The 25,833-nt window shown below is 65.1% G+C and carries 30 protein-coding genes; 16 read left to right on the forward strand and 14 right to left on the reverse strand.

Annotated elements, in window-relative coordinates:
* Nucleotides 1–84: 84 nt before the first annotated feature.
* From VB672_RS15990 to VB672_RS16000, 3 genes are all read left to right on the forward strand, one after another.
* The gene (locus VB672_RS15990) at nucleotides 85–879 is read left to right on the forward strand and encodes an inositol monophosphatase family protein (RefSeq protein ID WP_329785197.1); all 795 of its coding nucleotides are present in this window, start codon (nucleotides 85–87) and stop codon (nucleotides 877–879) included.
* Nucleotides 880–1,112: 233 nt separating this feature from the next.
* A complete protein-coding gene (locus VB672_RS15995; protein WP_329785198.1) occupies nucleotides 1,113–2,078 on the forward strand; it encodes a flagellar motor protein MotA in 966 nt (321 codons plus the stop codon).
* Nucleotides 2,078–3,106, forward strand: a complete 1,029-nt coding sequence (locus VB672_RS16000; protein ID WP_329785199.1) for a peptidoglycan -binding protein — start codon at nucleotides 2,078–2,080, stop codon at nucleotides 3,104–3,106. Before VB672_RS15995 ends, VB672_RS16000 begins: the two co-directional genes overlap by 1 nt.
* Before the next feature lies 1 nt (nucleotide 3,107).
* Here VB672_RS16000 and pip read toward each other — a convergent pair whose 3' ends face one another.
* From pip to VB672_RS16015, 3 genes are all read right to left on the reverse strand, one after another.
* Complete coding sequence (gene pip, locus VB672_RS16005) at nucleotides 3,108–4,061, reverse strand: prolyl aminopeptidase (RefSeq protein ID WP_329785200.1); 954 nt, start codon at nucleotides 4,059–4,061, stop codon at nucleotides 3,108–3,110.
* Nucleotides 4,062–4,129: 68 nt separating this feature from the next.
* Nucleotides 4,130–4,303, reverse strand: coding sequence for a DUF3606 domain-containing protein (locus tag VB672_RS16010; protein WP_329785201.1), 174 nt, complete (start codon nucleotides 4,301–4,303; stop codon nucleotides 4,130–4,132).
* Between the two features lie 118 nt (nucleotides 4,304–4,421).
* The gene (locus VB672_RS16015) at nucleotides 4,422–6,221 is read right to left on the reverse strand and encodes an ABC transporter transmembrane domain-containing protein (RefSeq protein ID WP_329785202.1); all 1,800 of its coding nucleotides are present in this window, start codon (nucleotides 6,219–6,221) and stop codon (nucleotides 4,422–4,424) included.
* Nucleotides 6,222–6,384: 163 nt separating this feature from the next.
* On the opposite strand from VB672_RS16015, the gene rpmE reads away from it, so the two are divergent.
* Nucleotides 6,385–6,624, forward strand: coding sequence for a 50S ribosomal protein L31 (gene rpmE, locus VB672_RS16020; RefSeq protein WP_009763414.1), 240 nt, complete (start codon nucleotides 6,385–6,387; stop codon nucleotides 6,622–6,624).
* A 71-nt stretch (nucleotides 6,625–6,695) separates the two neighbouring features.
* On the opposite strand, the gene rcdA is transcribed toward rpmE, so the two are convergent.
* A complete protein-coding gene (gene rcdA / locus VB672_RS16025) occupies nucleotides 6,696–7,226 on the reverse strand; it encodes a protease adaptor protein RcdA (RefSeq protein WP_329785203.1) in 531 nt (176 codons plus the stop codon).
* A 286-nt stretch (nucleotides 7,227–7,512) separates the two neighbouring features.
* Complete coding sequence (locus tag VB672_RS16030; protein ID WP_329785204.1) at nucleotides 7,513–7,719, reverse strand: DUF1192 domain-containing protein; 207 nt, start codon at nucleotides 7,717–7,719, stop codon at nucleotides 7,513–7,515.
* A 101-nt stretch (nucleotides 7,720–7,820) separates the two neighbouring features.
* Between VB672_RS16030 and VB672_RS16035 the strand changes: the two genes are divergently transcribed.
* The 5 genes from VB672_RS16035 (at nucleotide 7,821) to VB672_RS16055 (ending at nucleotide 12,903) form a co-directional block, all read left to right on the forward strand.
* Entirely contained in the window at nucleotides 7,821–8,828 is a 1,008-nt protein-coding gene (locus VB672_RS16035) for an NAD(P)H-quinone oxidoreductase (RefSeq protein WP_329785205.1), read from the forward strand.
* 219 nt (nucleotides 8,829–9,047) lie between these two features.
* The gene (locus VB672_RS16040) at nucleotides 9,048–10,082 is read left to right on the forward strand and encodes an AAA family ATPase (RefSeq protein ID WP_329785206.1); all 1,035 of its coding nucleotides are present in this window, start codon (nucleotides 9,048–9,050) and stop codon (nucleotides 10,080–10,082) included.
* Between the two features lie 170 nt (nucleotides 10,083–10,252).
* On the forward strand, nucleotides 10,253–11,395 hold the full coding sequence (locus tag VB672_RS16045; RefSeq protein ID WP_329785207.1) for an SEL1-like repeat protein: 1,143 nt from the start codon (nucleotides 10,253–10,255) through the stop codon (nucleotides 11,393–11,395).
* Nucleotides 11,392–12,000: a hypothetical protein gene (locus VB672_RS16050; RefSeq protein ID WP_329785208.1), complete on the forward strand. Its 609-nt coding sequence runs from the start codon at nucleotides 11,392–11,394 to the stop codon at nucleotides 11,998–12,000. Before VB672_RS16045 ends, VB672_RS16050 begins: the two co-directional genes overlap by 4 nt.
* Nucleotides 12,001–12,186: 186 nt before the next feature.
* The gene (locus tag VB672_RS16055) at nucleotides 12,187–12,903 is read left to right on the forward strand and encodes a DUF1013 domain-containing protein (RefSeq protein WP_329785209.1); all 717 of its coding nucleotides are present in this window, start codon (nucleotides 12,187–12,189) and stop codon (nucleotides 12,901–12,903) included.
* Between the two features lie 49 nt (nucleotides 12,904–12,952).
* Here VB672_RS16055 and VB672_RS16060 read toward each other — a convergent pair whose 3' ends face one another.
* Together VB672_RS16060 and VB672_RS16065 are read right to left on the reverse strand one after the other, a co-directional pair.
* Nucleotides 12,953–13,162 (reverse strand): hypothetical protein, encoded by a 210-nt coding sequence (locus VB672_RS16060; protein WP_329785210.1) that lies wholly within the window; start codon nucleotides 13,160–13,162, stop codon nucleotides 12,953–12,955.
* Nucleotides 13,163–13,174: 12 nt separating this feature from the next.
* Complete coding sequence (locus VB672_RS16065) at nucleotides 13,175–15,088, reverse strand: propionyl-CoA synthetase (RefSeq protein WP_329785211.1); 1,914 nt, start codon at nucleotides 15,086–15,088, stop codon at nucleotides 13,175–13,177.
* Between the two features lie 113 nt (nucleotides 15,089–15,201).
* Here VB672_RS16065 and VB672_RS16070 point away from each other — a divergent pair, with 113 nt between their 5' ends.
* A complete protein-coding gene (locus VB672_RS16070; protein WP_329785212.1) occupies nucleotides 15,202–15,960 on the forward strand; it encodes a sulfite exporter TauE/SafE family protein in 759 nt (252 codons plus the stop codon).
* A 78-nt stretch (nucleotides 15,961–16,038) separates the two neighbouring features.
* Here the strand turns inward: VB672_RS16070 and VB672_RS16075 are convergent, their stop codons facing one another.
* Nucleotides 16,039–16,221, reverse strand: a complete 183-nt coding sequence (locus tag VB672_RS16075; RefSeq protein ID WP_329785213.1) for a YdcH family protein — start codon at nucleotides 16,219–16,221, stop codon at nucleotides 16,039–16,041.
* Between the two features lie 189 nt (nucleotides 16,222–16,410).
* Here VB672_RS16075 and VB672_RS16080 point away from each other — a divergent pair, with 189 nt between their 5' ends.
* From VB672_RS16080 to VB672_RS16105, 6 genes are all read left to right on the forward strand, one after another.
* Entirely contained in the window at nucleotides 16,411–16,611 is a 201-nt protein-coding gene (locus VB672_RS16080) for a YdcH family protein (protein WP_036361827.1), read from the forward strand.
* A 93-nt stretch (nucleotides 16,612–16,704) separates the two neighbouring features.
* Nucleotides 16,705–17,196: a 5-(carboxyamino)imidazole ribonucleotide mutase gene (gene purE / locus VB672_RS16085; RefSeq protein WP_329785215.1), complete on the forward strand. Its 492-nt coding sequence runs from the start codon at nucleotides 16,705–16,707 to the stop codon at nucleotides 17,194–17,196.
* An 8-nt stretch (nucleotides 17,197–17,204) separates the two neighbouring features.
* Nucleotides 17,205–18,284: a 5-(carboxyamino)imidazole ribonucleotide synthase gene (locus VB672_RS16090; RefSeq protein ID WP_329785216.1), complete on the forward strand. Its 1,080-nt coding sequence runs from the start codon at nucleotides 17,205–17,207 to the stop codon at nucleotides 18,282–18,284.
* Nucleotides 18,285–18,453: 169 nt separating this feature from the next.
* Nucleotides 18,454–18,684 (forward strand): 30S ribosomal protein S21, encoded by a 231-nt coding sequence (rpsU, locus tag VB672_RS16095; protein ID WP_009763401.1) that lies wholly within the window; start codon nucleotides 18,454–18,456, stop codon nucleotides 18,682–18,684.
* A 233-nt stretch (nucleotides 18,685–18,917) separates the two neighbouring features.
* A complete protein-coding gene (locus VB672_RS16100; protein ID WP_442932072.1) occupies nucleotides 18,918–19,781 on the forward strand; it encodes a tetratricopeptide repeat protein in 864 nt (287 codons plus the stop codon).
* 20 nt (nucleotides 19,782–19,801) lie between these two features.
* Entirely contained in the window at nucleotides 19,802–20,425 is a 624-nt protein-coding gene (locus tag VB672_RS16105; RefSeq protein WP_329785217.1) for a nucleotidyltransferase family protein, read from the forward strand.
* On the opposite strand, the gene VB672_RS16110 is transcribed toward VB672_RS16105, so the two are convergent.
* From VB672_RS16110 to VB672_RS16135, 6 genes are all read right to left on the reverse strand, one after another.
* Nucleotides 20,395–20,874 (reverse strand): GNAT family N-acetyltransferase, encoded by a 480-nt coding sequence (locus VB672_RS16110; protein ID WP_329785218.1) that lies wholly within the window; start codon nucleotides 20,872–20,874, stop codon nucleotides 20,395–20,397. The genes VB672_RS16105 and VB672_RS16110 overlap by 31 nt on opposite strands.
* 226 nt (nucleotides 20,875–21,100) lie before the next feature.
* Complete coding sequence (locus tag VB672_RS16115) at nucleotides 21,101–22,498, reverse strand: NAD(P)(+) transhydrogenase (Re/Si-specific) subunit beta (protein WP_329785219.1); 1,398 nt, start codon at nucleotides 22,496–22,498, stop codon at nucleotides 21,101–21,103.
* 4 nt (nucleotides 22,499–22,502) lie between these two features.
* Nucleotides 22,503–22,952 carry a proton-translocating transhydrogenase family protein gene (locus VB672_RS16120; RefSeq protein ID WP_329785220.1) on the reverse strand — a complete coding sequence of 150 codons (450 nt, stop codon included), beginning with the start codon at nucleotides 22,950–22,952 and terminating at the stop codon, nucleotides 22,503–22,505.
* A 20-nt stretch (nucleotides 22,953–22,972) separates the two neighbouring features.
* Nucleotides 22,973–24,109 (reverse strand): Re/Si-specific NAD(P)(+) transhydrogenase subunit alpha, encoded by a 1,137-nt coding sequence (locus VB672_RS16125; protein ID WP_329785221.1) that lies wholly within the window; start codon nucleotides 24,107–24,109, stop codon nucleotides 22,973–22,975.
* 77 nt (nucleotides 24,110–24,186) lie between these two features.
* Entirely contained in the window at nucleotides 24,187–24,480 is a 294-nt protein-coding gene (locus VB672_RS16130) for an aa3-type cytochrome c oxidase subunit IV (RefSeq protein ID WP_329785222.1), read from the reverse strand.
* A 113-nt stretch (nucleotides 24,481–24,593) separates the two neighbouring features.
* Complete coding sequence (locus VB672_RS16135; protein WP_329785223.1) at nucleotides 24,594–25,811, reverse strand: glycosyltransferase; 1,218 nt, start codon at nucleotides 25,809–25,811, stop codon at nucleotides 24,594–24,596.
* Between the last annotated feature and the right edge of the window lie 22 nt (nucleotides 25,812–25,833).

Consider the following 25,833-nt stretch of genomic DNA (forward strand, 5'->3'; position numbering starts at 1 on the left):
GTTGACCCCGCTTGACGCCAATCGCCCCGTGGTCCATCGACCACACTTCTGTTTGATAATTTGCTCTTTGCCAGGACCTGCCCGATGATCCGCTCTCCCCTCATGACCGTCATGACCGATGCCGTGATGAAGGCTTCGCGCTCGCTCAAGCGCGATTTCGGCGAGGTCGAGAACCTGCAGGTCTCCCGCAAGGGCCCGGGCGACTTCGTCTCGGCCGCCGACCGCAAGGCGGAGAAGATCCTGCGCGAGGCGCTCGAGAAGGCGCGTCCTGGCTACGGCTTCGTTATGGAGGAGGAAGGCATCGTCCAGGGCACGGATCCGAGCCATCGCTGGCATATCGACCCCCTCGACGGCACCACGAACTTCCTGCACGGCCTGCCGCAATTCGCGATCTCCGTCGGCCTGGAGAGGGACGGCCAGATCGTTGCCGGCGTCATCTACGACCCGGCCAAGGATGAACTCTTCATCGCCGAGCGCGGCAAGGGCGCCTATCTCAACAACCGCCGCATCCGTGTGGCGGCCCGCGGCGACCTCGCCGATGCGGTGGTGGCCTGCGGCCTGCCCCATATCGGCCGCGGCGATCACGGCCTCTTCCTGCGCGAGACCGCCGCCGTGATGGGCTATGTGGGCGGGATGCGCCGCTGGGGCGCCGCCTCCCTCGATCTCGCCTATGTGGCCTGCGGACGCTTCGATGCCTATTGGGAGCGCGGCCTCAATTCCTGGGACATGGCGGCCGGCATCCTGATGGTTCGGGAGGCGGGCGGCTTCGTGTCCGACGCGGATGGCGGCAGCGATCCGATCGCCAAGGGCTCGATCGCCTGCGGGAACGAGGCCATGCACCGCGACCTGCTCAAGCTCCTGAAAAAAGCCAAAGGCTAGCCTTCCCGTCCGTGATATTTCTGTTCGTGCCGGTCGAAGACCGCCATGGTCGCGCTTGATCCTTCGGACAGGCGCGGTCACATTAGCGCATCGTGCGGAAAAGTGGCCCCGGTTTTCCGCAGGGAACGATGCGCCGCTTAAGGGAAGGAGCATCGGATTGATCCCGAAAGTGGAATCCACTTTTGGGTCCGAGGCTCTAGAGCAGTCCCGAAGCACGAATGCACAGGATAACGATGGCGGACCAACCCCTTACCCCACCGCGGATCTATCTGATCCGCATGGCGGTCTTCCTGGTTCTGGCGGGGTTCGTCGCCTTCATCCTCTATCGGCAGATCTGGGAGGCCTTCCAGGCCAATCCCGGTCTCAACGCGCTGATCCTGGGCGTCATGTTCATCGGCATCGTGCTGGCGATCCGGCAGGTCTGGCGGCTCTTTCCGGAGGTGCGCTGGGTCAACACCCTGCGGCAAACCGAAGAAGGGCTGGTCGCCCCCTCCCCGCCGGTCCTGCTGGCGCCTCTGTCGGCTCTTCTCGGCAACCGGCCCGGCCAATCCGGCTTCTCCGTCGCGGCGACCCGCTCCGTCCTCGATTCCATCGGCGCACGCCTCGACGAGAGCCGTGAGATCGTGCGCTACCTCGCCGGTCTGCTGGTCTTCTTGGGCCTGCTCGGCACCTTCTGGGGCCTGATCGATACCGTCGGTTCGGTGGGACGCATCATCTCCTCGCTCCGCACCGGCCAGGATACCGCCGTTCTCTTCGACGAACTGAAGAACTCCCTCGCAGGTCCCCTGCAGGGCATGGGCCTGTCCTTCTCGGCTTCCCTGTTCGGCCTGGCGGGCTCTCTGGTCGTCGGCTTCCTCGACCTTCAGGCGGGCCAGGCCCAGAGCCGCTTCTACACGGAGCTGGAGGATTGGCTGGCCATCTCCACCCTGGACACGCCCGCCGACACGTCCCTGCGGTCCGGTGCGACCTCCCACGATCTGACGGTGGCGCTGAACAGGCTCACGGCCGCGGTCAACGACGGCGCAGGCGGTCGGGCGGCGACCCAGGCCATGGCCAATCTGGCCGAAGGCGTCCAGGGCCTCGTGCAGCATATGCGGGCGGAGCAGCAGATGATCCGCGACTGGGTCGAGGCCCAGGCCGCCCGGGAGAAGGAGCTGAAGCAGGTGCTCGACCGTCTTTCCCGTGAAAGGCTGCCCTGATGCCGGTCTCGAGCGCAGGAGGACGACGGCGGGGACGCGGAAGCCAGATCAATTACTGGCCGGGCTTCGTGGACGCCCTGTCGACGCTGCTGCTCGCCATCATCTTCCTGATCTCGGTCTTCACAGTCGGCCAGTTCTTCCTGTCCCGAGAGCTGTCGGGCCGCGATACGGTGCTCGACCGCCTGAACCGCCAGATTTCCGAGCTCACCGACCTTCTCTCCCTTGAGCGCTCGAGCCGGCGGACCATCGAGGATACGGTCACCTCCCTGCAGACCACGCTGCGTGCCAACGAGGCCGAGCGGGCGCGCCTGCAGAGCCTGCTCGACAGCGGAGGCGCCGCGCAGGTTCAGGCGCAGGAGCTGGGCGTCCAGCTCGAAACCGAGCGCCAGGCCACCGGACGGGCGCTCAGCCAGGTCGAGATCCTCAACCAGCAGATCGCCGCCATGCGCCGTCAGCTCGCCGCCCTTGAGGAGGCCCTGTCCGCATCCGAGAACCGGGACAAGGAAAGTCAGGCGCGCATTGCCGATCTCGGCAGCCGCCTCAACGTGGCTCTCGCCCAAAGGGTGCAGGAGCTGGCCCGCTACCGGTCGGACTTCTTCGGGCGCCTGCGGCAGATCCTCGGCAACCGCCCCGACGTGCGCATCGTCGGCGACCGCTTCGTGTTCCAGTCCGAGGTGCTCTTCCCGGCCGGTCAGGCCTTCCTGCGACCGGAGGCTTCCGGCGAGATCGACCGCATCGCCAGCGCCCTGACCGAGCTCGAACGCCAGGTTCCTCCCGATATTCCCTGGGTGATTCGGGTGGACGGCCACACCGACCAGCGCCCCATCAATACGCCGCAATTCCCGTCGAACTGGGCGCTCTCCTCCGCCCGCGCCATCGCGGTGGTGCAGGCTCTCGTGACTCGCGGCGTCCAGCCCCAGCATCTCGTCGCCGCCGGCTTCGGCGAGTTCCAGCCGCTCGACAACGGCACGACGGAAGAGGCCTTTGCCCGCAACCGGCGCATCGAGCTGAAGCTGACGGAGCGCTAGGTCACGCGAAGCGATCGGTTGCGGCGACAATGGTTTCCGTCATGCCCGGATCGCGCGCATCGTGCCCGGCCTCGCCGACGACGATGAGTTCGCTGCCCGGCCAATGCCGCTGAAGAGTCCAGGGAGTGACGAGCGGACCGCCGATGTCGAGGCGCCCATGGATCAGGATGCCGGGGATGCCAGCGAGGCGTTGCGCATCACGCACCAGGGCGCCCTCCTCGAGCCAGGCTCGATGGCGCCAGTAATGGGTGACGAGCCGCGCAAAGCCTAGGCGGAAGACCGGATCCTCGTAACGGGGATGGGGCTTGTGGCCGGGATGGACCGCCACGATGGCCATTTCCCAGTCGCACCAGTCCCTGGCCGCTTTCCCGTGAACGGCAGGATCCGGATGCATGAGGAGGCGGTGATAGGCCTCGACGAGGCTCCCCTCCCGGTCCGCCTCCGGGACGCCAGCCTGAAGCCGGCCCCACGCTTCGGGAAAGAAGGCGCCGACCCCGCGGGTGATCCACTCGATCTCCCATGCCGTGGTGGTGGCGATGCTGAACAGCACCATCTCGGTCACCCGTTCAGGGTGCCGCTCGGCATAGGCCAGCGCCAGGGTCGAACCCCAGGACCCGCCGAGCACCAGCCAGCGCTCGATCCCGAGGTGCCGCCGCAGGCGCTCGATATCGGCCAGGAGATGGGCCGTCGTGTTGGTGGAGAGATCGATGGTCGGTGCGCTGGCATGCGGCACGCTCCGCCCGCTGCCGCGCTGATCGAACAGCACGATGCGGTAGGTCTTCGGATCGAAGGTGCGCCGCGCATTCATGCTGCAGCCGGAACCGGGACCGCCATGGAGAACGAGGGCAGGCTTTCCGACCGGATTGCCGCAGGTCTCCCAATAGACGCGATGCCCGTCTCCCACGTCGAGCATGCCGGAATCGTAAGGCTCCAGGGGTGGATACAGGTCGGGCATGGCCCTGTTTATCACGCCCGCGTTGTCACGCCACAGCCGGCTGAGCGGCAAGCGGCATGGCTTTCCATTCACCTCTTCCCCAGAGCCTGCGCGACGTCCTGTACATGATCGCCGACGCGACGGATGGCATCCACCACCTGCCGGCGTGGGACGTTCCAGCGGTCGGACCAGTACTGGAGATCCCACGGCTCAAGGATGTTGATGCGGGTCGAGTCCTGAGGGTGTCTCCTGCTGACGCCCATGGCTGAGCTCCCGGCCAGTCCCAAAAGCTGTCTTCGATCCGACGCGACTCCCTGAGATCAGATGGGAGGCGCACAGGGGAAGTCAGCCCGCCGACATGCATCTTTTTGAGGCAGTTTCCTACTCGGCCGCCTCGTGCTGCTCCTGCGCGCTCGTGAACTGGAGCCGGGCCAGGCGGGCATAAAGGCCGCCATGGGCGAGGAGCGTCTCGTGGGTGCCCTCCTCCACGATCACGCCCTGGTCCATGACCAGGATGCGGTCGGCGGAGCGCACGGTAGCCAGCCGGTGGGCGATGACCAGGGTCGTGCGGCCTTCCATCAGCCGGTCGAGGGCAGCCTGGACCTTGCGCTCGCTCTCCGCGTCCAGGGCCGAGGTCGCCTCGTCGAGGAGCAGGATCGGAGCGTCTTTCAGGATGGCGCGAGCGATGGCCAGGCGCTGGCGCTGGCCGCCCGACAGGGTCACGCCGCGCTCGCCGATCATCGTCCCATAGCCCTCCGGCAGAGCCTGGATGAAGCCGTCGGCGGAGGCGAGTTCGGCAGCACGACGCACCTCCTCTTCGGTCGCCTCCGAGCGGCCGTAGCGGATGTTGTCGAGGACGGACGCCGCAAAGATCGTCGGCTCCTGCGGCACGAGGGCCATGCGGGCGCGCAGAGCAAATGGGTCGGCCTCCTGGATCGCAACCCCGTCGACCCGGATCGTCCCGCTCTGCGGATCGTAGAAGCGCAGCAGCAGTTGCAGGATCGTGCTCTTGCCGGCCCCCGACGGGCCGACGATGGCGACCCGCTCGCCGGATCTCACCGCGAAGCTCAAGCCGTGGACCGCGCGCTGGTCGGCGCGGGTCGGATAGGCAAAATGCACATCCTCGAACACCACCGTGCCGAGCGGCGGCTCCGGCAAGGGCTTCGGGTTCCGGGGCCGTTCCACGGCCGGCTTGGCCGCAAGGATTTCGCCCAAGCGCTCCGCCGCGCCGGCGGCCTGGGCGAGTTCGCCGTAGACCTCCGAGAGCTGGCCCAGGGAACTGGCGGCAAAGACCGCGTAGAGCACGAATTGCGACAGGCGTCCGCCGGTCATCTGCCCGGCCAGCACATCCTGTGCGCCGTACCAGAGCACCCCGACAACGCTCGCCGAGACCAGGAAGATGCCAGCGCCCGTCAGGAAGGCCCGCATGGTGGTGGAGAGCCTTGCCGCATCGAAGGCTTCTTCCGCAGCGGCGGCGAAGCGGGCGGCGGTGACGCTTTCCATGCCGAAAGCCTGCATGGTCCGCACCGCGCCGACCGCCTCCGCCGCATAGGCCGAGGCATCCGCCAGCCGATCCTGCGCCGCCCGCGAGCGCCGGCGCACGGCGCGGCCGGAGAAGACCAGGGGCAGGACGATGACCGGAATGGCGAGAAGCACGAGCGCCGACAGCTTCGGGCTCGTGATGATCATGAGAACGGTCGCGCCCAGGAAGAGGAAGAGATTGCGCAGGGCGATCGAGATGCTGACCCCGAAGGCCGCCTTGACCTGGGTGGTGTCGGCCGTGAGCCTGGAAACGATTTCGCCGCTCTTGGTTTGGTCGAAGAAGGCCGGATCGAGGGAAGTCAGGTGCCGGAACACGGCGGAGCGCAGATCCGCCACCACGCGCTCGCCGAGCGTGATCACGAGGTAGTAGCGAAGGGCGCTCGCTAGGGCGAGCACGCCCACCACCACGATCAGGAGGGCGAAATAGGCGCTGATATAGGCCCGGCCCTGGTCGGAGAAGCCGAAATCGATGACCCGGCGCACCGCGATCGGCACCACGAGCGTGGCCGCCGACGCCATGGCGAGGGCAGCCAGCGCCGCCGCGATCCGTCCCTTGTAAGCCAGGCCATAGGGGATCAGCGGCTTCAGGGCGCTGAGCGCAGCCTTGGGGCGGTTCTGCCCTTGAAAATCGTCGGCCATGGAATCTTACGTTTTGCGGAATTGCGACACCGGGCGGTTTAGCACCTTTGCCCCGGCTTGTTTCAAGGTCTTAAGTGAGGTATAGGCGCGCATTCATCAATTCAGGCTCGATCTCAACATTGCGGGCTGACCAGATTGGCTGGCCGCAAGAAGGACTATGGCAATGGCGCGCAAAGAAACCGATCATCCCGACTACCACTTCATCAAAGTGGTCATGACCAACGGCACCGAGTACACGACCCGCTCGACCTACGGCAAAGAGGGCGACACCCTCAACCTCGACATCGACCCGAACACCCACCCGGCCTGGACCGGCGGTACCCAGCAGCTGCTCGACCGCGGCGGCCGCGTGTCGCGCTTCAACTCGAAGTTCGGCGGCCTGGGCCTGGGCGCCAAGAAGTAATCCGGCCCCTCGCGTCGGTAACTTCAGACCAGAATGCGAAAAGCCCCGCTTCGGCGGGGCTTTTTCTTTGCCTATTCCGTCGCTCCGAAAGCCCGCTGCAGCATCCCGAGCTGGGTGGCGACCGGATTGGGCGTCGAGGGCAGTGGGGCCGATCCCGCCTCCGAGATGAGCCGCTCGAGATGGAGGATGCGGGCGTGGAGCCGGGTCGCGAGGCCCATCAGTTCCCGAAGACGGGCGGGCAGCGCCTCGTATTCGACGACGGTCGTGGGGGTGTCATGAGAATTCAGCCGGACGCGGTTCTTCTCCAGCTGCGCCTGATCGGAGGAGATCTCCCCTTCCGCCACGGCCCGCTGCAGCAGCAGCCAGGAAGCGATCTGCATCAGGCGGGTGGTGAGCCGCATGCTCTCGCTGGCATAGACGAGGCTTTCCTGGCGCGGCAGGCCGCGGGATTCCTCACGGCCCGGACCATCCAGATAGGCGGCGGTCTCCTCAATGAGCTCCATGCCCTCCTGGAAGAGGGCCTTGAAGGCCTCGGAACCCACAAAGCTCTGCCCGAACCGGACAGGATCGACGTCGAGCTGGATCACGTCGGGTTCGTTCACGCACATCTCCCAAAAACCTGTCCTCCGCCTGAGACGCCGGAGGTTTTGACCTGTTGAGATGAGTATAGGACGGTCCGTAAGGACTTGCCTCGGTAACCTCTTCTTAAGGTTAAGGCGCAACCCATAAAAATCGAGCCGCTCGAGGCGGCTCTTCAAGTCTAACAGGGAAGCGTCGAACAGAGTGGGCTTAAAAGCCACTCGGCATCCAGGGAGAAGCCCGGACGCCCTCATGGCTACCCGAGAATGGTTAACAGGCCGTTAAGGACGTTTCCCCGTTACACAGGCCTCATCCCTGGCCCAGCTTGAAGAAGGCGCTCGCGGCCGCGCGGGAGTTTTCCTTTCGGGCCCTCGCCTCCTTGAGGCGGGCGATCTCCCGTTCCAGCATCTCGACGCGTTCATCGAGCTCGTCGATGGACAGCATCGAGAGATCCTGGCCGATCTCGTGCCCGCTCATGATCGGGCGCGGTTCATCGGCGAAGGGATCGAGGGCCATGGCATTCTCCTCTTCAACGGTTGTCGTCAACGGTATTCCGGCATGTATTCCCTGCCAACGGAGCCTATATCCCGGGAACTTGTCGACCAAAGGAGGGAAAAATGGGGCAGATCCCGGACATGATGCGCGCCGTCATTGCCGAAGGAAGCGGCGGGCCGGACGTTCTCAGGGTGGTCCAGCGCCCCGTTCCCACACCGAAGGACGGCGAAATCCTGATCAGGGTGAAAGTGGCGGGGGTGAACCGCCCCGACGTGATCCAGCGGCAGGGCGGCTACCCCCCTCCTCCCGGCGCGCCGGACATTCTCGGGCTCGAGGTCGCGGGCGAGGTGGCGGCCACCGGCCCGAACGCCGCGCGGTTTGCCGCCGGCACCCCGGTCATGGCGCTCGTGCCGGGCGGAGGCTATGCGGATTATGCGGTCGTCCATGAGAGCAACGCTCTTCCCATCCCGGCCGGCCTGTCCTTCGAGGAGGCCGGCGCCATCCCGGAAACCTACTTCACCGTCTGGACCAACGTGTTCGACCGGGGGCGCCTGCAACCCAGCGAGACGCTCCTCGTGCACGGCGGCACCTCCGGCATCGGCACGACGGCGATCCAGCTCGCCAAGGCCTTCGGCGCCATGGTGATCGCCACGGCCGGATCGCCCGAGAAATGCGACGCCTGCCTGCGGCTCGGCGCCGACGTGGCGGTCAATTACCGGAGTCAGGACTTCGTGACGGCCGTCAAGGAGGCCACCGGCGGCCGGGGCGCGGACGTGATCCTCGACATGGTCGGCGGCGACTACATCCCCCGCAACTACGAGGCCGCGGCCCAGGACGGCCGGATCGTGCAGATCGCCTTCCTCCAGGGCCCCAAAGCCGAGGTCGACTTCCGCCGCCTGATGGTCAAGCGGCTCACCCATACGGGGTCGACCCTGCGCCCGCGCTCGCCGGCGGAAAAGGCCGAGATTGCCAATGCTCTCGAAGGCAAGGTCTGGCCGCTCCTGGCGCAAGGCCGGTGCCGGCCGGTGATGGACTCACGCTTCGCCTTCGAAGACGTGGTCAAGGCCCATGCCCGCATGGACAGGGGCGAGCACATAGGAAAGATTGTGCTGGTTGTTCAGGAAACCTAACATTGGACACGGGTTTATCCGAAGGTTGTGCCCGATGGGCTGTACGCGCGAGGGAAGACGACGGTGTGGTCCCCATGGTTCATTCGCTTGGGCACGGTTCTCTTCATCGTCACGCTTCACCAGACGGCTCCTTTGCTCGCAAAGGTCGTTGTCCTCGGAGCGTGCGTTCTGGCGCTTGGGCAGTTTCTCTATCGTGGGCAGTATCTTCCGAGGGTCATCATGGATGTTCTCAGCCGTCTCTCCGATAAGGGTGCGCTCGAGCGCGCCTTCGAAGCCCGCGCGAAGAAGCTCACGACGATCGACGCGGAAGACCTGGCGCGTCGTGTGAAAGCCCGGGTCGTCGGCCAGGACGAAACGGTCGATCAGATCGCCATTCAGTTGCGCCGCCGTTTCGCCGCACAGGGGCGCAACCGCCCCATTGCGGTCTTCTGCTTCGCCGGAGCACCGGGCACAGGCAAGACCCACCTCGCCAAGGTCTTGGCCGAGGAGTTGTTCGAAGACAAGAACCACCTGCACTTCTTCGACATGAGCCAATATGGCCAGGCATTCTCGGCGTCAGGCCTCTTCGGCTCGCCCAAAGGGTATGTGGGGTCGCAAAGCTACGGCGCTCTCACGGCAGCCCTGCGCGACATGCCAAACGGCATCGTCTTGCTCGATGAATTCGAGAAAGCGCATCCGGAAGTTCACAAGCGCTTTCTCGCGGCCTGGAACGACGGCTTCGTCACGGAAGCCAGCGATGGAGCCCGCATTCCCACGTCGCAGGCCATTTTCATCCTCACCACCAACGCAGCCGGGCGCCGCATCAGCGAGATCGCGCAAAATCACAAGGGTGACCGGGCCGAACTCACCCAACAGGTCAAATCGACCATGCAGGATGCGCAGTTCGCCCCCGAGGTTCTCTCGCGCATCGACGACGTGTTCATCTTCAATCCGCTGCGCGGCCTCGATCTCGCCCGCGTGGTCGCCCTCGAAATCGAGCGTCTGGCCGCGCAGTACGATCTGAAGATCGCCGAGGGCGGTATCGATGTCGCGGTTCTGGTGGATGCCGTCGAAGCGCTCGGCGACCGGGTGGACGGAGGCGTCCGGGACGTGGCACGCGCGGTCGAGCACCAGATCACCGATGGCTTGCTGGATGCACGCGGCGCCGGCGCCCGCTTCATCCGCCTGATCAAGGACAAGGACCGGGTCAAGGTGGTCTACGATCCGCCCGAGGCATCTGACCAAACCAAAGACTCGGCATCAGCCTCGGCTTGAGACTCGCAGGAGCGACAATTGCGATCATGAGCAAAGAAGGCTTTCGCACCTTATTCCTCAGGTTGTACCGAACGGACAATTCGTTCCGCGGCTTCCTGGATTTTGCCTTCTTCGGCGGCGTCACATTGCTCTTCCTGAGTCCGCCCGCGCTTCCGGACTGGCGCTCATTCATGCCAAACTCCGGGCCTTCGAACTCATCGTCCTCCCCTGGCCCCGCAACGGCCCCGCAGACGCCCGCCTCCCGGCCGGCAGTTGCAAATGTCGCGCCCGCTCCCAAGCGGGAGCCGCACCCCATCGATGACGGGAACCGCGCCCTGAAGGCGTTTCTTCATCTCTCGCCTGCGGAAGATCGACCGGCTCTGGAGAAGATCGCAGACCTCATCGTCGCTCGGCAGTTCGATGCGGCGCTGTCGCAACTCGAGACCCGTGATCCGCAGGATCCCAACGTGCCTTTCCTGCGCGGCGTGGCCCTCGTCCGCAAGGATGGAAAAGGGTCTGCAGCCTCAGCGGGCGAATACCAGAAGGCTGCGGATCTGGGGCATCCCGAGGCCATGTACTATCTGAGCAGCCAATACACGCAGGGGATCGGTGTCCCAGTCGACAAGATGCGGGCCGTTGCTCTCCGCGAAACCGCCTATCAGGCAGGCTCTCAGACGGCGGGGTATTTTCTGGCCGTGACCTACGCCCAAGGAGATCTGGGCTTTCGCAACGACGAGAAGGCGAGAGCGATCTTCGAGAAACTCGCGGCAAGCGGCCACCCGCGTTCGTTGAACTGGATGGGCGTGTTCTACAGGACGGGCCGCGGCGGCCTTACGAGAGACGACGCCAAGGCGAACCAATTCTATCGCGAAGCCGCAGCCCTCGGCGAGGTCACGGCCATGCGCAATCTGCACGGCATGTATCGCGGCGGGAACGGCGTCCAGAAGGATCTCAAGGAAGCGCTCATGTGGCTGCAGCGCGCGGTCGATGAGAACAATCCTGAAGCTCTTCGAATCATGGGCAAGTTCCTGGCCTTCGGCGAGGAGGGCACGACTCCCGATCCGGTTCGCGGCGCATCCCTTCTGCGTCAGGCGGCGTTGAAGAACGACGGCCCGGCGCAGGAACTGCTCGGGCAGCTGTATGAGGAAGGCAAAGGATTGCCGCGGGATCCGGTTCAGGCCTACGTTTTCTACGGCCTCGCCAATCACCATGGCGTCGGTTCGGCACGGATGAAGCTCACAGCCCTGGAAAGCGCGATGGCGCCTTCCGAGAAGGAACGGGCCCAGCGATTGCTCGCAGCGGCCCTTCCCGCCCGATCAGGTTCCCGCCCATGAGGGACGAGACAGAGCCTGTTCCCGAGCCGTTGCCGGCCCCGGAAGCGCAGCCGGCAACGGCACGTCCCGGCCTGTGGCTCACGCTCCTGGCGGCAGCCGCTCTTCTCGGCGGAGCCTATGGTCTTCCCTTGATGAATCAGAACCCGTCGTCCGGGGGATCCCAGCCGGAAATTCCTGCTGAAACGGCCGCCCGGCTCGAGGCAGGCCTATCGGGGCTCACCCTGCATCTTCTGCCTGTCGACCTTTCCACGCCGGCAGCCCAGGAAGAAGCCGCCAAAGCCATTCCTGTTCCTGAAACCGAGGGCCGGAAGCTCGTCGCTGATGCTCTGGCGGGCCGCCACAACCTTGGCCGGATCGTCGTATGGGACAATGTCGCACAGGACAACGATGTGATTTCCGTGTCCAGCGGGGGTTTCTCGACGACCGTTCAGCTGAAATCGGCACCCCAGGTCATTGTGCTCCCTTATGCGAAGGGGGGCTCCCTGATGGTCGCAGGGGTACAGGATGGCGGCGGGGGCATCACGGTCGGCCTGGACCTCTCAACCGGTCCGCTTCCGTTGCCGCCGCTCAGGACGGGCGAGGTCCGGGTGCTGCCGCTCTTCTAAGAATTTCCTCGAGTGGGCTGCCCCTGCCTTTAAAATTTGCAACATCCCGGCACGATCCCTATAATCATCTCGTTTCCCTCACATCGTGAGACGAGATGCTCCGGTCCGGACCGGTTCGGAGCGCGAGAGAGTTTTGCCGTGCGGCGCCGAAACATCCGGCGCCCGGCCTGAAGGAGGTTCACATCCATGTCTCAGGGACCGCTGATGCCAAAGGCGACAGCCGTTTGGCTCGTCGAGAATACATCGCTGTCGTTCGACCAGATCGCCGATTTCTGCAAGCTCCACCCGCTCGAGGTGAAGGGCATTGCCGATGGCGAAGTCGCGGCCGGCATCAAGGGCTCGGATCCCATCACCATGGGTCAATTGACCCGTGAAGAGATCGAGAAGGCTCAAGAGAACCCGAGCCACCGCCTTCGGCTCGCCGAGTCGCGGGTGAAGCTGCCGGAGCAGAAGCGGGTCAAGAAGGGACCGCGCTACACCCCGGTCTCCCGCCGTCACGACCGTCCGAACGCGATCCTCTGGCTCGTGCGCAACCATCCGGAGCTCAAGGATGCGCAGATCATGCGCCTCGTGGGCACCACCAAGACCACGATTCAGCAGGTCCGCGACCGTACCCACTGGAACTCGGCGAGCCTCACGCCGATGGACCCGGTGACGCTGGGCCTGTGCTCGCAGATCGATCTCGACTTCGAGGTGCAGCGCGCCGCCAAGGACCGTCCGCAGGTGGAGGCCCAGGAGCACGGCGGCACCCTGATACCGGCGGAAATCTCAACGGCCCCCGAGCGGGTCGACCCCTTCGCCGACATGAGCCGCCCGAAGCCGGTCCAGGAAGAGAACATCGACGTCAACTCGGTCTTCGCCAAGCTCAAGCAGCTCAAGCGCGACGACGAGGACGAGGAATAAGGCTCACGCACAAAGGCCCGGAGCGATCCGGGCCTTTCTTTTCCGGCTCTTATCCTTGACGCTTGGGCTGCCGCCGGGGCGGCTTTGGCGGTCTTTCGCGGTTACGCTCGAAGCTTGCCTTCGCCCCCACGGTCTCGTGCCGCGCCGTGCTGCGCAGAGTCTTGGCGGCGCGATGGGCCAGAGCCTTGTCATCGTCTCCGAGAGCATGGCTCAACAGGGCCTCGAAGCGCGCGTGCTCATCCTCGGGCGGCTTTGACATCCGCGAACCCTCTCAACCGGAAAGCCCCCTCGCCCGCAGCACCTCCCCGATCTCGGTCAGGATCATGGGATCGTCGATGGTCGCGGGCGTCGACCATGGATCGCCATCGGCGATCTTCTTCATGGTGCCGCGCAGGATCTTGCCCGAACGGGTCTTGGGCAGGCGGGCGACGGTGATCGCGAGCTTGAAGGCGGCCACGGGACCGATCTTCTCGCGCACCAGCGCCACCAGATCCGCCTCGATCTCCTCCGGCGGCCGGTCGACGCCGGATTTGAGCACCACGAAGCCGCAGGGCACCTCGCCCTTGAGCGCGTCCTTCACGCCGATCACCGCGCATTCCGCCACCGCCGGATGGGAGGCCAGGACCTCCTCCATGCCGCCCGTCGAGAGGCGATGGCCTGCCACATTGATGATGTCGTCCGTGCGGCCCATGACCCAGATGTAGCCGTCTTCGTCCAGGTATCCCGCATCCGAGGTGTTGTAATAGCCGGGATAGACCGAGAGATAGGATTCCCGGAAGCGTTCATCCGCTTGCCACAGGGTCGGCAGGGCGCCGGGCGGCAGCGGCAGCTTGATGACGATGGCCCCCATGGTGTTGGGAGCGACAGACTTGCCCCCCTCGTCCAAGACCTCGAGGGTATAGCCCGGCATCGGCACCGTCGGAGAGCCGTGCTTGACCGGAAGCGCGCCCAGTCCGAGGGGGTTGCCGGCCACGGGCCAGCCGGTCTCCGTCTGCCACCAATGATCGATGACGGGCACCCGCAGGATGTCCTCGGCCCATTTCACCGTGTCGGGATCGGCACGCTCGCCGGCCAGGAACAGGGCGCGGAACGAGGAGAGATCGTATGTCTTCAGGAGCTCCGCCTTCGGATCCTCCTTCTTGATGGCGCGAAAGGCCGTGGGCGCGGTGAAGAGGGTCACGACCCCATGGTCGGCAATCACTCGCCAATAGGCGCCCGCATCGGGCGTGCCCACCGGCTTGCCCTCGTAGAGAATGGCCGTGCAGCCGTGAAGCAGCGGCCCGTAGACGATGTAGGAATGGCCGACCACCCAGCCCACGTCGGAGGCGGCCCAGAACACCTCGCCCGGCTTCACGCCGAAGAAATGCTCCATGGACCACTTGAGCGCGACCATGTGGCCGCCGTTGTCGCGCACCACACCCTTCGGAATGCCGGTTGTGCCCGATGTATAGAGGACGTAGAGCGGATCGGTCGCCGCCACCGGGACGCAGTCCGCTTTGCGGCCCTCGGCTCGCGCCGTGGCGACGGCGCTGGCCCAGTCCCGGTCACGCCCCTCGGCAAGGGCGCAGGCGAGCTGCGGCCGCTGGAACAGGAGACAGGCTTCGGGCTTGGCCTTGGACAGGGCGATCGCCTCGTCCAGGAGCGGCTTGTAGGGGATGACGCGGCTCCCCTCGATGCCGCAGGAGGCGGAGAGGACGATCTTCGGCTTGGCGTCGTCGATGCGGGTCGCGAGTTCCTTCGCGGCAAAGCCGCCGAAGACCACCGAGTGAATCGCGCCGATGCGGGCGCAGGCCAGCATCGCGAAGCTCGTCTCCGGGATCATCGGCATGTAGATGACGACGCGGTCGCCCTTCGTGACGCCCATGTCCTGCAGCACGGCGGCGAGCGTCGCCACCTCGTCCTGCAGCTCGGCATAGGTGATGCTGCGCTTGGTGTTGGTGACGGGGCTGTCGTAGATGATCGCCGCCTGATCGCCGCGAGCGGCGACGTGCCGGTCGACGGCGTTGTAGCAGGTATTGCACTGTGCCCCGACGAACCAGCGGCCGTAGATGCCGGCTTGGCTGTCGAACACCGTCTCGGCCGGCTTGATCCAGTCGATCTCCCTGGCAGCCTTTTCCCAAAACCCAACCGGATCGGATTTCCAGCCGGCATAGACCTCATGGTAGCGGCTTTGGGCGGATGGCATGGCGCTCCCCGTTGCGTTCTCTGCATGAGACTTCAAGCGCCTGCTGTGGTAGCAGGCCATCAAGCCGTGGTCAGGGGCGACTTTCGGCGAGTCGACTTTCGGCGAGTGCTTTCGTGATTACCGATCCTCTCTTCTACGCCGTCGCCATTCCGGCCGTCATCCTGCTGGGACTCGCCAAGGGCGGCTTCTCCGGGCTCGGCATGCTCTCGCTGCCCATGATGGCCCTGGTGGTCTCGCCCGTGCAGGCCGCCGCCATCACCCTGCCCATCCTCATCGTCCAGGACGTGGTGTCGGTCTGGGCCTACCGGCATGCATGGGATCGGCGCAACGTGGTCATCCTTCTGATCGGAGCTGTCTCGGGCATCGTGACGGGCTATCTTCTGGCGGCCCAGGTGTCCGACGCGGCGGTCAAGCTGGCGGTCGGGATCATATCGGTGGCCTTCGCCCTTCGCCGCCTGGTGGTGGAGCGGGGCGGGCGGCAGCCGAAACCTGCCCCGGCCGACCTGCCGCGCGGCATCTTCTGGGGCTGGGTGACCGGCTTCACCAGCATGGTCGCCCACGCGGGCGGGCCGCCTTTCCAGATCTACGTCATGCCCCAGCGCCTGCCGCGCGACATCTTCGTCGGCACGGGAGCCGTGCTCTTCGCGCTCATCAACTGGATCAAGGTGCCGCCCTATCTGGCGCTCGGCCAGATGACCCTCGAAAACATGGCCACGGCGGGCGCTCTGTTCCCGGTGGCGATCGCCTCCACCTGGGCCGGCGTCCTGCTCGTGCGGCGGGTCTCGGGCCAGAGTTTCTATACGGCCGTCTATGTTCTGCTGGTCCTTGTCGGCATCAAGCTCATCTATGACGGCGCCGGTGCGCTTTTCTGAGCGTACACATGAAAAAGCCGCCGCTTCTCGGATGAAGCGACGGCTTCTTCAGGTGGGGGATTTCGAGGAACCGCGCGGCTAGTGCACCGCCGATTCGGAGCTTCTCAGTCTTGCGATCTCATCCTTGAGTTGAAGCTTCCTTCGCTTGAGTTCTGCCAGCCTCATGTCATCTGCCGACGGTCTGTTGAGCGTATCCTGGATTTCGCGTTCGAGGGCGCGATGCTTGCGTTCCAGTTCCGTCAGGTGATTCTGCAGCGGCATGTCAGTTCCTCCTATTCGATCTACTGACAGGCCGATTGTGGCAGACAGAGTGTGGCGAGTCGAAGGCGAAATTTGAAGAATCGAGAGTAGAAGATGCTCCGGCTATCTTGCTCTCCACAGGGCCCGAGAGCATACTTCCGCCCCTCTTGGCCCAGCGGTAAGGCGGCCTGGGCATCTTAGGTATTTTCAATGACCGAATTGGCTGAACTGGAAGCGGAATTGGCCCGTCTCAAGCAGGAACACCGCGATCTCGACATGGCCATCGACGCCCTTGAGAGCATGGTTGCCGGGGACCAGCTGCAGGTCCAGCGCCTAAAGAAACGCAAGCTCGCCCTGAAGGACCAGATCATCCGGCTCGAGGATCAGCTCACCCCCGACATTATCGCGTGAGAATCCAACACCTTCTCGGGAACGGCCTTGCCTGCCCGGGACGGCTTCGCTATTCCCGCTGAAGACTTGAGGCCTTGAAGCCGGAGCCACGCCATGGCGCATCCTCCCATTGCCATCATCATGGGCAGCCAGTCCGACTGGGCCACCATGCGCAATGCCGCCGAGACCCTCGATGCGCTCGGGATCGCCTATGATGCCCGCATCGTCTCGGCCCATCGCACCCCGGATCGGCTCTATGCCTTCGCCAAGGGCGCCAAGGCGGAGGGCTTTCAGGTCATCATCGCGGGCGCTGGTGGAGCCGCCCACCTGCCCGGCATGGCGGCCGCCATGACCCCCCTGCCCGTCTTCGGCGTTCCCGTGGAATCCAAGGCTCTGTCGGGCCAGGACAGCCTGCTCTCCATCGTCCAGATGCCCGCCGGCATCCCGGTGGGAACACTCGCCATCGGCCGCGCGGGCGCCGTGAATGCGGCTCTTCTCGCGGCCGCCGTGCTGGCCCTGCACGATCCGGATCTGGCCGAGCGTCTCGATGCCTGGCGGAAGCGCCAGAGCGAAGGCGTGGCCGAGCGCCCCTCCAACGAGAGCTAAGGAATCCGATGATCCGTCCCGGCTGCACCCTCGGCATCCTCGGCGGCGGCCAGCTTGGCCGCATGATCGCCATGGCGGCGGCACAGCTGGGCCTGAAGACGCATATCTACGCCCCGGAGGAAAACAGCCCGGCGTTCGAGGTGGCGACCGAATACACCATCGCGGCCTACGAGGACGAGGCGAACCTGGTCCGGTTCGCCAAGGCCGTGGATGCGGTGACCTATGAATTCGAGAACGTGCCGAGCGAAACGGCCGCGATCTTGAGCGCTCATGCGCTTCTTGCCCCCAATGCGCAGGCCCTGGCCGTGTCGCAGGATCGCTTTCTCGAGAAGAGCTTCATTGCGGGCCTCGGCATTGCGGTCGCGCCCTTCGCGCCCGTCTCCAGCGAGGCCGAGCTGGCCGAGGCTGTCGAGCGCATCGGCCGGCCCGCCGTGCTCAAGACCCGCCGCTTCGGCTATGACGGCAAGGGGCAGGTGAAGATCGGTCCTGAGACCGATCCCGTCGCGGCCTGGGAGGAGATCGGGCGCGCGGCCTCCATCTTCGAGGGCTTCGTACCCTTCGAGCGGGAGGTCTCCGTGGTGGCCGCCCGCACGGCATCGGGCGCGTTCGCGGCCTACGATCTGTGCGCCAACGAGCACCGCAACCACATTCTGGACACCACCCGGGTTCCGGCCGGCGTGTCCCCTCAGACTGAGGAGCAGGCTTTCCGGATCGCCCGTTCCATGGCCGAAGCCCTGGATTACGTAGGCGTGCTCGCGGTCGAGCTGTTTCTCGTCACCGAGGACGGTTCCGAGCGCCTTGTGGTGAACGAGATCGCCCCCCGGGTGCACAATTCCGGCCATTGGACGCTGGGCGGCGCCGCGACCTCGCAGTTCGAGCAGCATGTGAGAGCCGTCTGCGGCTGGCCTCTGGGCGAGACTGCCCGCCTCGGTCGGGTCGAGATGACGAACCTGATCGGGCACGATGCCGATGCCTGGGAGGAGATCCTGGCCGAGCCGGGCGCGCATCTGCATCTCTACGGCAAGACGGAAGCCCGCGCGGGCCGCAAGATGGGACATGTGACCCGGATTTTCCCGGAACGGGCCTGAACCTTTTGAAACCGGGGCCGTTGTCCCTCTGGACCGGCGCTTTTCTTAAGAAGCAACCCTGGACAGGCAAGGCTTCTTCTGATATCGACGCCGACCAGATAGAGGTGCGCATGACGCGCCTCATTGTTTTTTTGTCACAATCGAAACGGTTCAAACACGAGGAATTCGCGTGCAGGTTCTTGTCCGGGATAACAACGTCGATCAGGCGCTCCGCGCTCTCAAGAAGAAGATGCAGCGTGAGGGCATCTTCCGCGAAATGAAGCTTCGCGGGCACTACGAGAAGCCGTCTGAGAAGAAGGCCCGCGAGAAGGCTGAGGCCGTTCGCCGCGCTCGCAAGCTGATCCGTAAGCGCATGCAGCGCGAAGGCCTGCTGCCTTCCAAGCCCCGTCCGACCCGCTAAGCTCTTCGAGCAGGCCTTGAAAAAGGCCTCGCCTATCGGTTGTGAACCAGCGCCCATCGCGTCAAGCGGGGCGCTGTTTGCATGTCTGAGGTGTCGCTTCCTTGCCTGCGACCGAACTCAGTTGCAATACCTCTTGCATCGGCGCCTTTTTGATGCCTTGTTTCACGGCTGTTAAGGATTACCCGCCAGAGTGCCGCTTCCTGGTACCGTGAGTAAATTAGCTGGAGACGAAGGTGTTCGCCCCATCGATTCGCCATTTGGCCCCCTTGAGCCTGACCCTCGTGGCCCTCGGCCTTGCCGCCTGCAGCACCACCGGCGGCGGCCCCACCCAGCGCATCGCCGTGGTGGAAGAGGACACGCAGGGCACGAGCACCGTCAACATCTCATCCCTGTCGGACGTGATCCAGCGCAACCCGAACGACCCGAGCGCCTATAACACCCGCGGGGCGGCCTATGCCCGGGTGGGGAATTACAGCAGCGCCATGTCCGATTTCACGAAGGCGGTGCAGCTCGATCCGAATTATGCGCCGGCCTATACCAACCGCGCCCTCGCCCTACGACAGACGAACCGCAACGATCAGGCGCTTGCCGACTTCACCCGCGCGATCCAGGCCGATCCCAATTACGGCCCGGCCTATATCGGCCGCGCCAATCTGTACCGCGCCCAGAACCAGTATCAGGAAGCCCTCAGCGACTTGAACATGGCGACCCGCCTGCTGCCCGAATCCGCCGAGGCGCTCCATTCACGCGGCCTGCTCTACCAGCGCCAGGGCATGCACCAGCAGGCCATCCTCGATTTCGACGCCACCATTGACCGCAACCCCTTCGTCGGAGCTCCCTACGCGGCCCGCGGCCAGAGCTTCGTGGCGACGAACCAGTACGACAAGGCCATCGAGGACTTCAACGCGGCCCTCAACGTCGACAACAAGGACGCTAATTCCTGGGCGTGGCGCGGCGTCGCCCTCGAGCGCAAGGGCGACCGCAGCCAGGCCCTCGAAAGCTATTCGCGCGCCCTCGCCCTCGACAACAGCAACAGCGTCGCCCGCCAGGGCTCATCCCGCCTCCAGGGCGGCGTCGCAGGCCTGTTCCGCTCGTAAGGCTTTCGGAGGAAGGCAGCATGGCTTCCTCCCCTCCCCTACGGACCATCGCCGATATCAGGCATCTTCTCGAAGCGCATGCGGACCTGCATGCGCTTCTTTCGCATGTGGAGAGCCTCGGGCTTCCCGATTGCTGGATCGGGGCCGGCCTCATCCGCAACAGCATCTGGGACGTGCTGCATGGGCGTGCGATCGATGTCTCACGCCTCAACGACGTGGACGTGATCTTCTTCGATTCGAGCGACACCCGAAGGGAACGGGAAAGCGACCTTCGGAACCGGCTCCATGAGCATGCGCCAGGCATAGCCTGGTCCGTGAAGAATCAGGCGCGCATGCATCTCCGCAACGGCGATGCGCCTTATCGCGACACCGTCGATGCCGTTGCCCACTGGGCCGAGACTGCAACGGCCATCGCGGCACGCTCGAATCGCGGCAGGGTCGAGGTGATGGCGCCCCATGGAATCGACGACCTCCTGAACCTAATCGTGCGGCCGACGCCGCCTTTCGCAGGGAAGATGGACGTCTATCGCAAACGGGTCCTGGGCAAGAATTGGCCAGCCCGCTGGCCGAAGCTGACGATGCTCATGACGTGGCGCGAGGCCTATCCCGATCCTCACAGCTCCTTCGACAGGATCGACACGTAAGGCTCGAAGCCGAAGGCACGATAGGTGCGCTCGGCCCGTTGATTGGCCACCAGGACGCCGATGAAGAGGCGCTTGAGCCCTGCTTCCTTCGTCAGGCGCTCGGCCTCTTTCAGCAGGATCTGGCCGATGCCGCGTCCGCGCCAGTCGTCGTGCACGATCAGGTCGGTCACCGTGCCGTGATTGCGCAAGCTGTCCGCCACGTAGGCGGCATCCTGATCGAGCGAAAAACCCATGGCGCCGACAGTGATCCCTTCCGATTGAGCCAGGACGATGCGGCCGTTGCGCCGCGACAGGCGCTGCATCAGCTCATCGTAATATTCCGCCGCGGCCCCGTAGTCGCGGCGGCGGTCGCCGACGAGATCGGCCTCGAAGACGTTGAGCTGGTGGATGAGCTCGATGACGGCATCCCGGTCGGCAGGAAGGGCGGTGCGAAGGGTGATGGAGGACATGAAGTGAGGTCCGGGCAGAACGCGTCAGGGGCTCGCGTTAAAGCAGATTTCTTGCCCTGCGTCATGTTCCCTCCACCGCCATGGCCGGGCCTGTCCCGGCCATCCCGATGCGGAAGAGCGCGATGCTTCAATCCATCGGGATCACCGGCACAAGGCCGGTGATGACGAGGGCAAAAACAAAATGCCCGGCACGGGCCGGGCATGAAGCGTTCACATGATCGTTCGGTCAGAGATTCTTCAGGATCTCGTCGACCACCTTCTTGGCATCGCCGAAGAGCATCATGGTGTTGTCGCGGAAGAACAGCTCGTTCTCGACGCCCGCATAGCCGGAGCCCATGCCGCGCTTGATGAACAGCACGGTCTTGGCGCGCTCCACGTCGAGGATCGGCATGCCGAAGATCGGCGAGGCCGGGTCGGTCTTGGCGGCCGGGTTCGTCACATCGTTGGCGCCGATGACGAAGGCCACGTCGGCCTGCGCGAACTCGCCGTTGATGTCCTCGAGCTCGAACACCTCGTCGTAGGGTACGTTGGCTTCCGCCAGCAGCACGTTCATGTGGCCGGGCATGCGGCCTGCTACCGGATGGATGGCGTACTTGACCTCGACGCCTTCGGCCTTCAACTCGTCGGCCATCTCGCGCAGAGCGTGCTGCGCCTGGGCGACCGCCATGCCGTAGCCGGGCACGATGATGACCTTGGCGGCGTTCTTCATGATGAAGGCCGCGTCGTCCGCCGAGCCCTGCTTCACGGGCCGGGTCTCGACCGCACCGCCCGCTGCGGCCGCCGTCTCGCCGCCGAAGCCGCCGAGGATCACCGAGATGAAGGAGCGGTTCATGCCCTTGCACATGATGTAGGACAGGATCGCGCCCGAGGAGCCGACCAGGGCGCCCGTAATGATGAGCGCGAGATTGCCCAGCGTGAAGCCGATGCCCGCCGCGGCCCAGCCCGAATAGGAGTTGAGCATCGACACCACTACGGGCATGTCGGCGCCGCCGATCGGGATGATGAGCGTCACGCCGAGCACGAAGGAGACCAGCACGATCAGCCAGAAGGCTGCATGGCTCTCGGTGCGGATGAAGGCGACGAGCAGCACCAGCAGCAGGAGGCCGAGGCCGATATTGATGAGGTGCCGGCTCGGCAGCAGGATCGGCTTGCCGGACATGCGTCCGTCAAGCTTCAGGAACGCGATCACGGAGCCCGTGAAGGTGACGGCCCCGATGGCGACGCCGAGCGCCATCTCGAACAGCGAGCCGCCGTGGATGGTGCCGACCGAACCGATGCCGAAGGCCTGCGGCGCATAGAGCGCACCCGCCGCCACCAGAACCGCGGCGAGACCGACCAGGGAGTGGAAGGCAGCCACCAGCTGCGGCATGGCCGTCATCGGCACGCGCCGGGCGATTACCGCGCCGATGCCGCCGCCGATGGCGAGACCGAGGATCACCAGCGTCCAGCCGCCGAAGCCGCTTGGCGGCGACACGAACAGGGTGGTGAGGATGGCGATCCCCATGCCCACCATGCCGTAGAGGTTGCCCTGCCGGGAGGTGGTGGGATGCGACAGGCCCCGGAGGGCCAGGATGAACAGGACGCCGGAGACGAGGTAGAGGATCGAGGCTAGATTGGCCGACATCGCCTCACCCCTTCTTGCGGTACATGGCGAGCATGCGCTGGGTCACCAGGAAGCCGCCGAAGATGTTGATGGCCGCGAGGACGAGGCCGATGAAGCCGAGCGCCCGGGCCCAGATCGGGCCTTCGCCGAGACCGGGAGCCACGTCGACGCCCACCGCCAGCACCGCGCCGACGACGATCACGGAGGAGATGGCGTTGGTGACCGACATGAGCGGTGTATGCAGCGCCGGGGTGACCTGCCAGACCACGTAGTAGCCGACGAAGATCGCCAGCACGAAGATGGCGAGGCGGAACACCGTCGGATCGACGGCTCCATGGGTGACCGCGGCGGCGGCGGCCCCTGCGGCGTCGGCCACCTGATCGGCGATGGTCTGGGCCGCGTCGGCCGAGCGGCGGGCGGCTTCTGCCGCCGCTCGGGCCTGTTCGACGGCCTGTTCGGGCGTGAGCGTTGCCATGGTGTCCTCCCCTGGACGGTTTAAGCGGTCGGCTGGAAGGCGGTGTGGACGATGGCGCCGTCACGGGTCAGGCAGGTGGCCTTGACCAGCTCGTCGTCCCACTTCACGGCCAGAGCCTTGGTTTCCTTGTCCACCAGCGTCTCGACGAAGGCGTAGAGGTTCTTCGCGTAGAGGCTGGACGCCGTGGCAGCGAGACGGCCGGGCACGTTGAGGTGGCCCACGATCTTCACGCCGTTGTGCTCCACCACCTGGCCCGGCTGGGCCAGCTCGCAATTGCCGCCGCGCTCCACCGCCAGATCGACGATCACGGAGCCGGGTTTCATGGACTCGACCATGGCGCGGGAGACGAGCTTCGGCGCCGGCCGGCCTGGAATGAGAGCCGTGGTGATGACGATGTCCTGCTTGGCGATGTGCGAGGCCACCAGTTCGGCCTGCTTGGCCCGGTACTCGGCCGACATCTCCTTGGCGTAGCCGCCGGCGGTCTCCGCCTGCTTGAACTCCTCGTCCTCCACGGCGACGAACTTGGCGCCCAGGCTCTCCACCTGCTCCTTGGCGGCGGGCCGCACGTCGGTGGCGGTCACCACGGCGCCGAGGCGGCGGGCGGTGGCGATGGCCTGCAGACCGGCGACGCCGGCGCCCATGACGAAGATGCGGGCTGCAGGCACCGTGCCGGCTGCAGTCATCATCATCGGCAGCGCCCGGCCGTACTCGGCCGTGGCATCGATGACGGCCCGGTAGCCGGCGAGATTGGCCTGGGAGGACAAAACGTCCATGACCTGCGCGCGGGTGATGCGGGGCATCAGCTCCATGGCGAAGGCGGAAACCTGTGCTTCTGCCAGGGCCTTGAGGGCCGCGTCCTGGCCGTAGGGATCCATGATGGCGATGACCAGCGCGCCGGGCTTGGCACCCTTGAGCTCGCCCTCTGCAGGGCGGCGGACCTTCAGGATGATATCGGCATCCTTCAGGGCATCCTCGGCGGTCTTGGCAACGGAAGCGCCGGCCGCCTCGAACTCCGCATCGGGGACGCCGGCCTTGGCACCCGCCCCGGCCTGGACGATCACGTCGGCACCGAGATTTTTATATTTCTTGACGGTTTCAGGGGTGGCGGAAACGCGAGTCTCCGCTCCATCGGTTTCGGAGAGAACGGCGATCCGCATTTTAGCCCCCCTGCGATCTGGTCAACGGCTTGAAATCAAGCTCTTGTCTCACTCTGTCAAAAGGTCGCCCGCTCGGCTCAATAGAAAATAAGCGCCAGCAGGAGGAGGACGCCGACGGCTGCCGGAGCCCGAACTCCAACGGACGGGGCCATCGCGCCGATGCCGCCCGCCACGAGCGAGAGGATCACACCGAAAATCGCCGTCAGCCAGGCGTGCTTGATGCCGCCGACCGCGAGCGCCAGCACGTGGCAGATGACGACGGCGGTGCCGATCTCGGCGAACTGGACAAATCCCTGATAGGTCGCCTCATGGGTACGGGCGTCCATATCCGGACTGTAGCCCCCATGCGGCGCGTGTTTTGTATCGGCCATGTTTCAAAGCCCTGTTCAGCGTCACTTGTTAATTGCTGCGTTTAACGCAAGCAGTGAGGAGCCGCAATCTTTCGAATGGCTCCAAATGAAAACTTTATGAATGCTTTTTCCGGTCATTTGATCCCGAGAAACTCGCGCCATTGAGGCAGGCAGACAGTCTCGTAATCATATTTCGCGACCGCGATTCTCCGGGCCTCCGCGGCCATGGCGGCGGATCTGTCCTTTTCCGCCAATGTCTCGCGCACCCTCTCGGCCAGGGCCTTCTCGTCGAAGAAGGGGAAGAGGCGCCCGTTCACCCCATCCTGAATGACCTCGCGCACTGGCTCGGTGTCCGAGGCCACGATCCGGCATTCGAGGGCCATGGCCTCGATGGAGGACCAGGACAGCACGAAGGGATAGGTCATGTAGACATGGGCCGAGGAGACCTGCAGGACCTTCACGAACTGGTCATAGGGCAGGTTTCCGACGAAATGGACCCGGGACCAATCGACGGGGCGCTCGATCCTGGCCTTGAACACGTCGAACCAAGTCTGCCCGTTCGGCGCAGAGCCGGAATAGCTCGTGCCCTTGCCGCCGATGATGACCACCCGCAGCTCGGGATCGATGTCGAGGAGATAGGGCAGGCTCTTGAAGACGACATGAGCACCGCGCATCGGCTCGATGTTGCGCGTCACATAGGTGACGACGGGCCTTTCACGGGTGAGCTGCGGCCCGCCCTCGCCGAGCTGGAGCCGAACATTCGGATCGGGCAGGAGCTTATGGGTATCGATCCCGTCATGGATGATGGCGAGCCGGTCGCGCAGGTAGGCCGGGAACGTGTCGCGCTGGTAGCGGGTCGGGGCCACGGCCATATCGGCGGCGTCGAGGGCGCCGAGCTGCATCGAGTTTTTCAGACGAAGGCGCCAGATCACCTCCTCGTTGGTGACCGGGAACTCAGGATCGAAATCCAGATCCTGCCCCTTGGCGTGATAATAATATTCGAAATAGGCCACGTGCCGGGCCCTGGGCCATATGTCCTTCAGGAACAGGTTCTCGCCCCAGCCCGTGTTGACCACCACCACGTCCGGCTCGAAGCCCTGCTGAGCCAGCGCCTTGGCCTTGTAGGCGGCGCCATAGGCCCGGCGCAGGCGCGGGATGACCGGGGAGTAGCGGTTCTGATAAGGCGCATCCTCCGGCCCCGGGACCGCATCGTAGGAAAAGTACTTCACGCCCGGGACGGAGCATTGCTTGACCATCCCGAGACCAACGACCTCGTGCCCCTCGGCCACGAAGGTCCGGGCCAGACGCAGGAATTGGCCTGGAAAGTTCTGGTGAACGAAAGCGATCTTCATCGGCTGCCCCTAACGCTCCGTA

It is taken from the genome of Microvirga sp. CF3016, from assembly GCF_036314085.1.
In the GTDB taxonomy this organism is placed as follows: domain Bacteria; phylum Pseudomonadota; class Alphaproteobacteria; order Rhizobiales; family Beijerinckiaceae; genus Microvirga.

What these genes read in the sequence shown, in the direction of transcription:
- VB672_RS15990 (WP_329785197.1), top strand. Translation starts at nt 85, where the DNA reads ATGATCCGCTCTCCCCTCATGACCGTCATGACCGATGCCGTGATGAAG.
- VB672_RS15995 (WP_329785198.1), top strand. Translation starts at nt 1,113, where the DNA reads ATGGCGGACCAACCCCTTACCCCACCGCGGATCTATCTGATCCGCATG.
- VB672_RS16000 (WP_329785199.1), top strand. Translation starts at nt 2,078, where the DNA reads ATGCCGGTCTCGAGCGCAGGAGGACGACGGCGGGGACGCGGAAGCCAG.
- pip (WP_329785200.1), bottom strand. Translation starts at nt 4,061, where the DNA reads ATGCCCGACCTGTATCCACCCCTGGAGCCTTACGATTCCGGCATGCTC.
- VB672_RS16010 (WP_329785201.1), bottom strand. Translation starts at nt 4,303, where the DNA reads ATGGGCGTCAGCAGGAGACACCCTCAGGACTCGACCCGCATCAACATC.
- VB672_RS16015 (WP_329785202.1), bottom strand. Translation starts at nt 6,221, where the DNA reads ATGGCCGACGATTTTCAAGGGCAGAACCGCCCCAAGGCTGCGCTCAGC.
- rpmE (WP_009763414.1), top strand. Translation starts at nt 6,385, where the DNA reads ATGGCGCGCAAAGAAACCGATCATCCCGACTACCACTTCATCAAAGTG.
- VB672_RS16030 (WP_329785204.1), bottom strand. Translation starts at nt 7,719, where the DNA reads ATGGCCCTCGATCCCTTCGCCGATGAACCGCGCCCGATCATGAGCGGG.
- VB672_RS16035 (WP_329785205.1), top strand. Translation starts at nt 7,821, where the DNA reads ATGGGGCAGATCCCGGACATGATGCGCGCCGTCATTGCCGAAGGAAGC.
- VB672_RS16040 (WP_329785206.1), top strand. Translation starts at nt 9,048, where the DNA reads ATGGATGTTCTCAGCCGTCTCTCCGATAAGGGTGCGCTCGAGCGCGCC.
- VB672_RS16045 (WP_329785207.1), top strand. Translation starts at nt 10,253, where the DNA reads ATGCCAAACTCCGGGCCTTCGAACTCATCGTCCTCCCCTGGCCCCGCA.
- VB672_RS16050 (WP_329785208.1), top strand. Translation starts at nt 11,392, where the DNA reads ATGAGGGACGAGACAGAGCCTGTTCCCGAGCCGTTGCCGGCCCCGGAA.
- VB672_RS16055 (WP_329785209.1), top strand. Translation starts at nt 12,187, where the DNA reads ATGTCTCAGGGACCGCTGATGCCAAAGGCGACAGCCGTTTGGCTCGTC.
- VB672_RS16060 (WP_329785210.1), bottom strand. Translation starts at nt 13,162, where the DNA reads ATGTCAAAGCCGCCCGAGGATGAGCACGCGCGCTTCGAGGCCCTGTTG.
- VB672_RS16065 (WP_329785211.1), bottom strand. Translation starts at nt 15,088, where the DNA reads ATGCCATCCGCCCAAAGCCGCTACCATGAGGTCTATGCCGGCTGGAAA.
- VB672_RS16075 (WP_329785213.1), bottom strand. Translation starts at nt 16,221, where the DNA reads ATGCCGCTGCAGAATCACCTGACGGAACTGGAACGCAAGCATCGCGCC.
- VB672_RS16080 (WP_036361827.1), top strand. Translation starts at nt 16,411, where the DNA reads ATGACCGAATTGGCTGAACTGGAAGCGGAATTGGCCCGTCTCAAGCAG.
- purE (WP_329785215.1), top strand. Translation starts at nt 16,705, where the DNA reads ATGGCGCATCCTCCCATTGCCATCATCATGGGCAGCCAGTCCGACTGG.
- VB672_RS16090 (WP_329785216.1), top strand. Translation starts at nt 17,205, where the DNA reads ATGATCCGTCCCGGCTGCACCCTCGGCATCCTCGGCGGCGGCCAGCTT.
- VB672_RS16105 (WP_329785217.1), top strand. Translation starts at nt 19,802, where the DNA reads ATGGCTTCCTCCCCTCCCCTACGGACCATCGCCGATATCAGGCATCTT.
- VB672_RS16110 (WP_329785218.1), bottom strand. Translation starts at nt 20,874, where the DNA reads ATGTCCTCCATCACCCTTCGCACCGCCCTTCCTGCCGACCGGGATGCC.
- VB672_RS16115 (WP_329785219.1), bottom strand. Translation starts at nt 22,498, where the DNA reads ATGTCGGCCAATCTAGCCTCGATCCTCTACCTCGTCTCCGGCGTCCTG.
- VB672_RS16120 (WP_329785220.1), bottom strand. Translation starts at nt 22,952, where the DNA reads ATGGCAACGCTCACGCCCGAACAGGCCGTCGAACAGGCCCGAGCGGCG.
- VB672_RS16125 (WP_329785221.1), bottom strand. Translation starts at nt 24,109, where the DNA reads ATGCGGATCGCCGTTCTCTCCGAAACCGATGGAGCGGAGACTCGCGTT.
- VB672_RS16130 (WP_329785222.1), bottom strand. Translation starts at nt 24,480, where the DNA reads ATGGCCGATACAAAACACGCGCCGCATGGGGGCTACAGTCCGGATATG.
- VB672_RS16135 (WP_329785223.1), bottom strand. Translation starts at nt 25,811, where the DNA reads ATGAAGATCGCTTTCGTTCACCAGAACTTTCCAGGCCAATTCCTGCGT.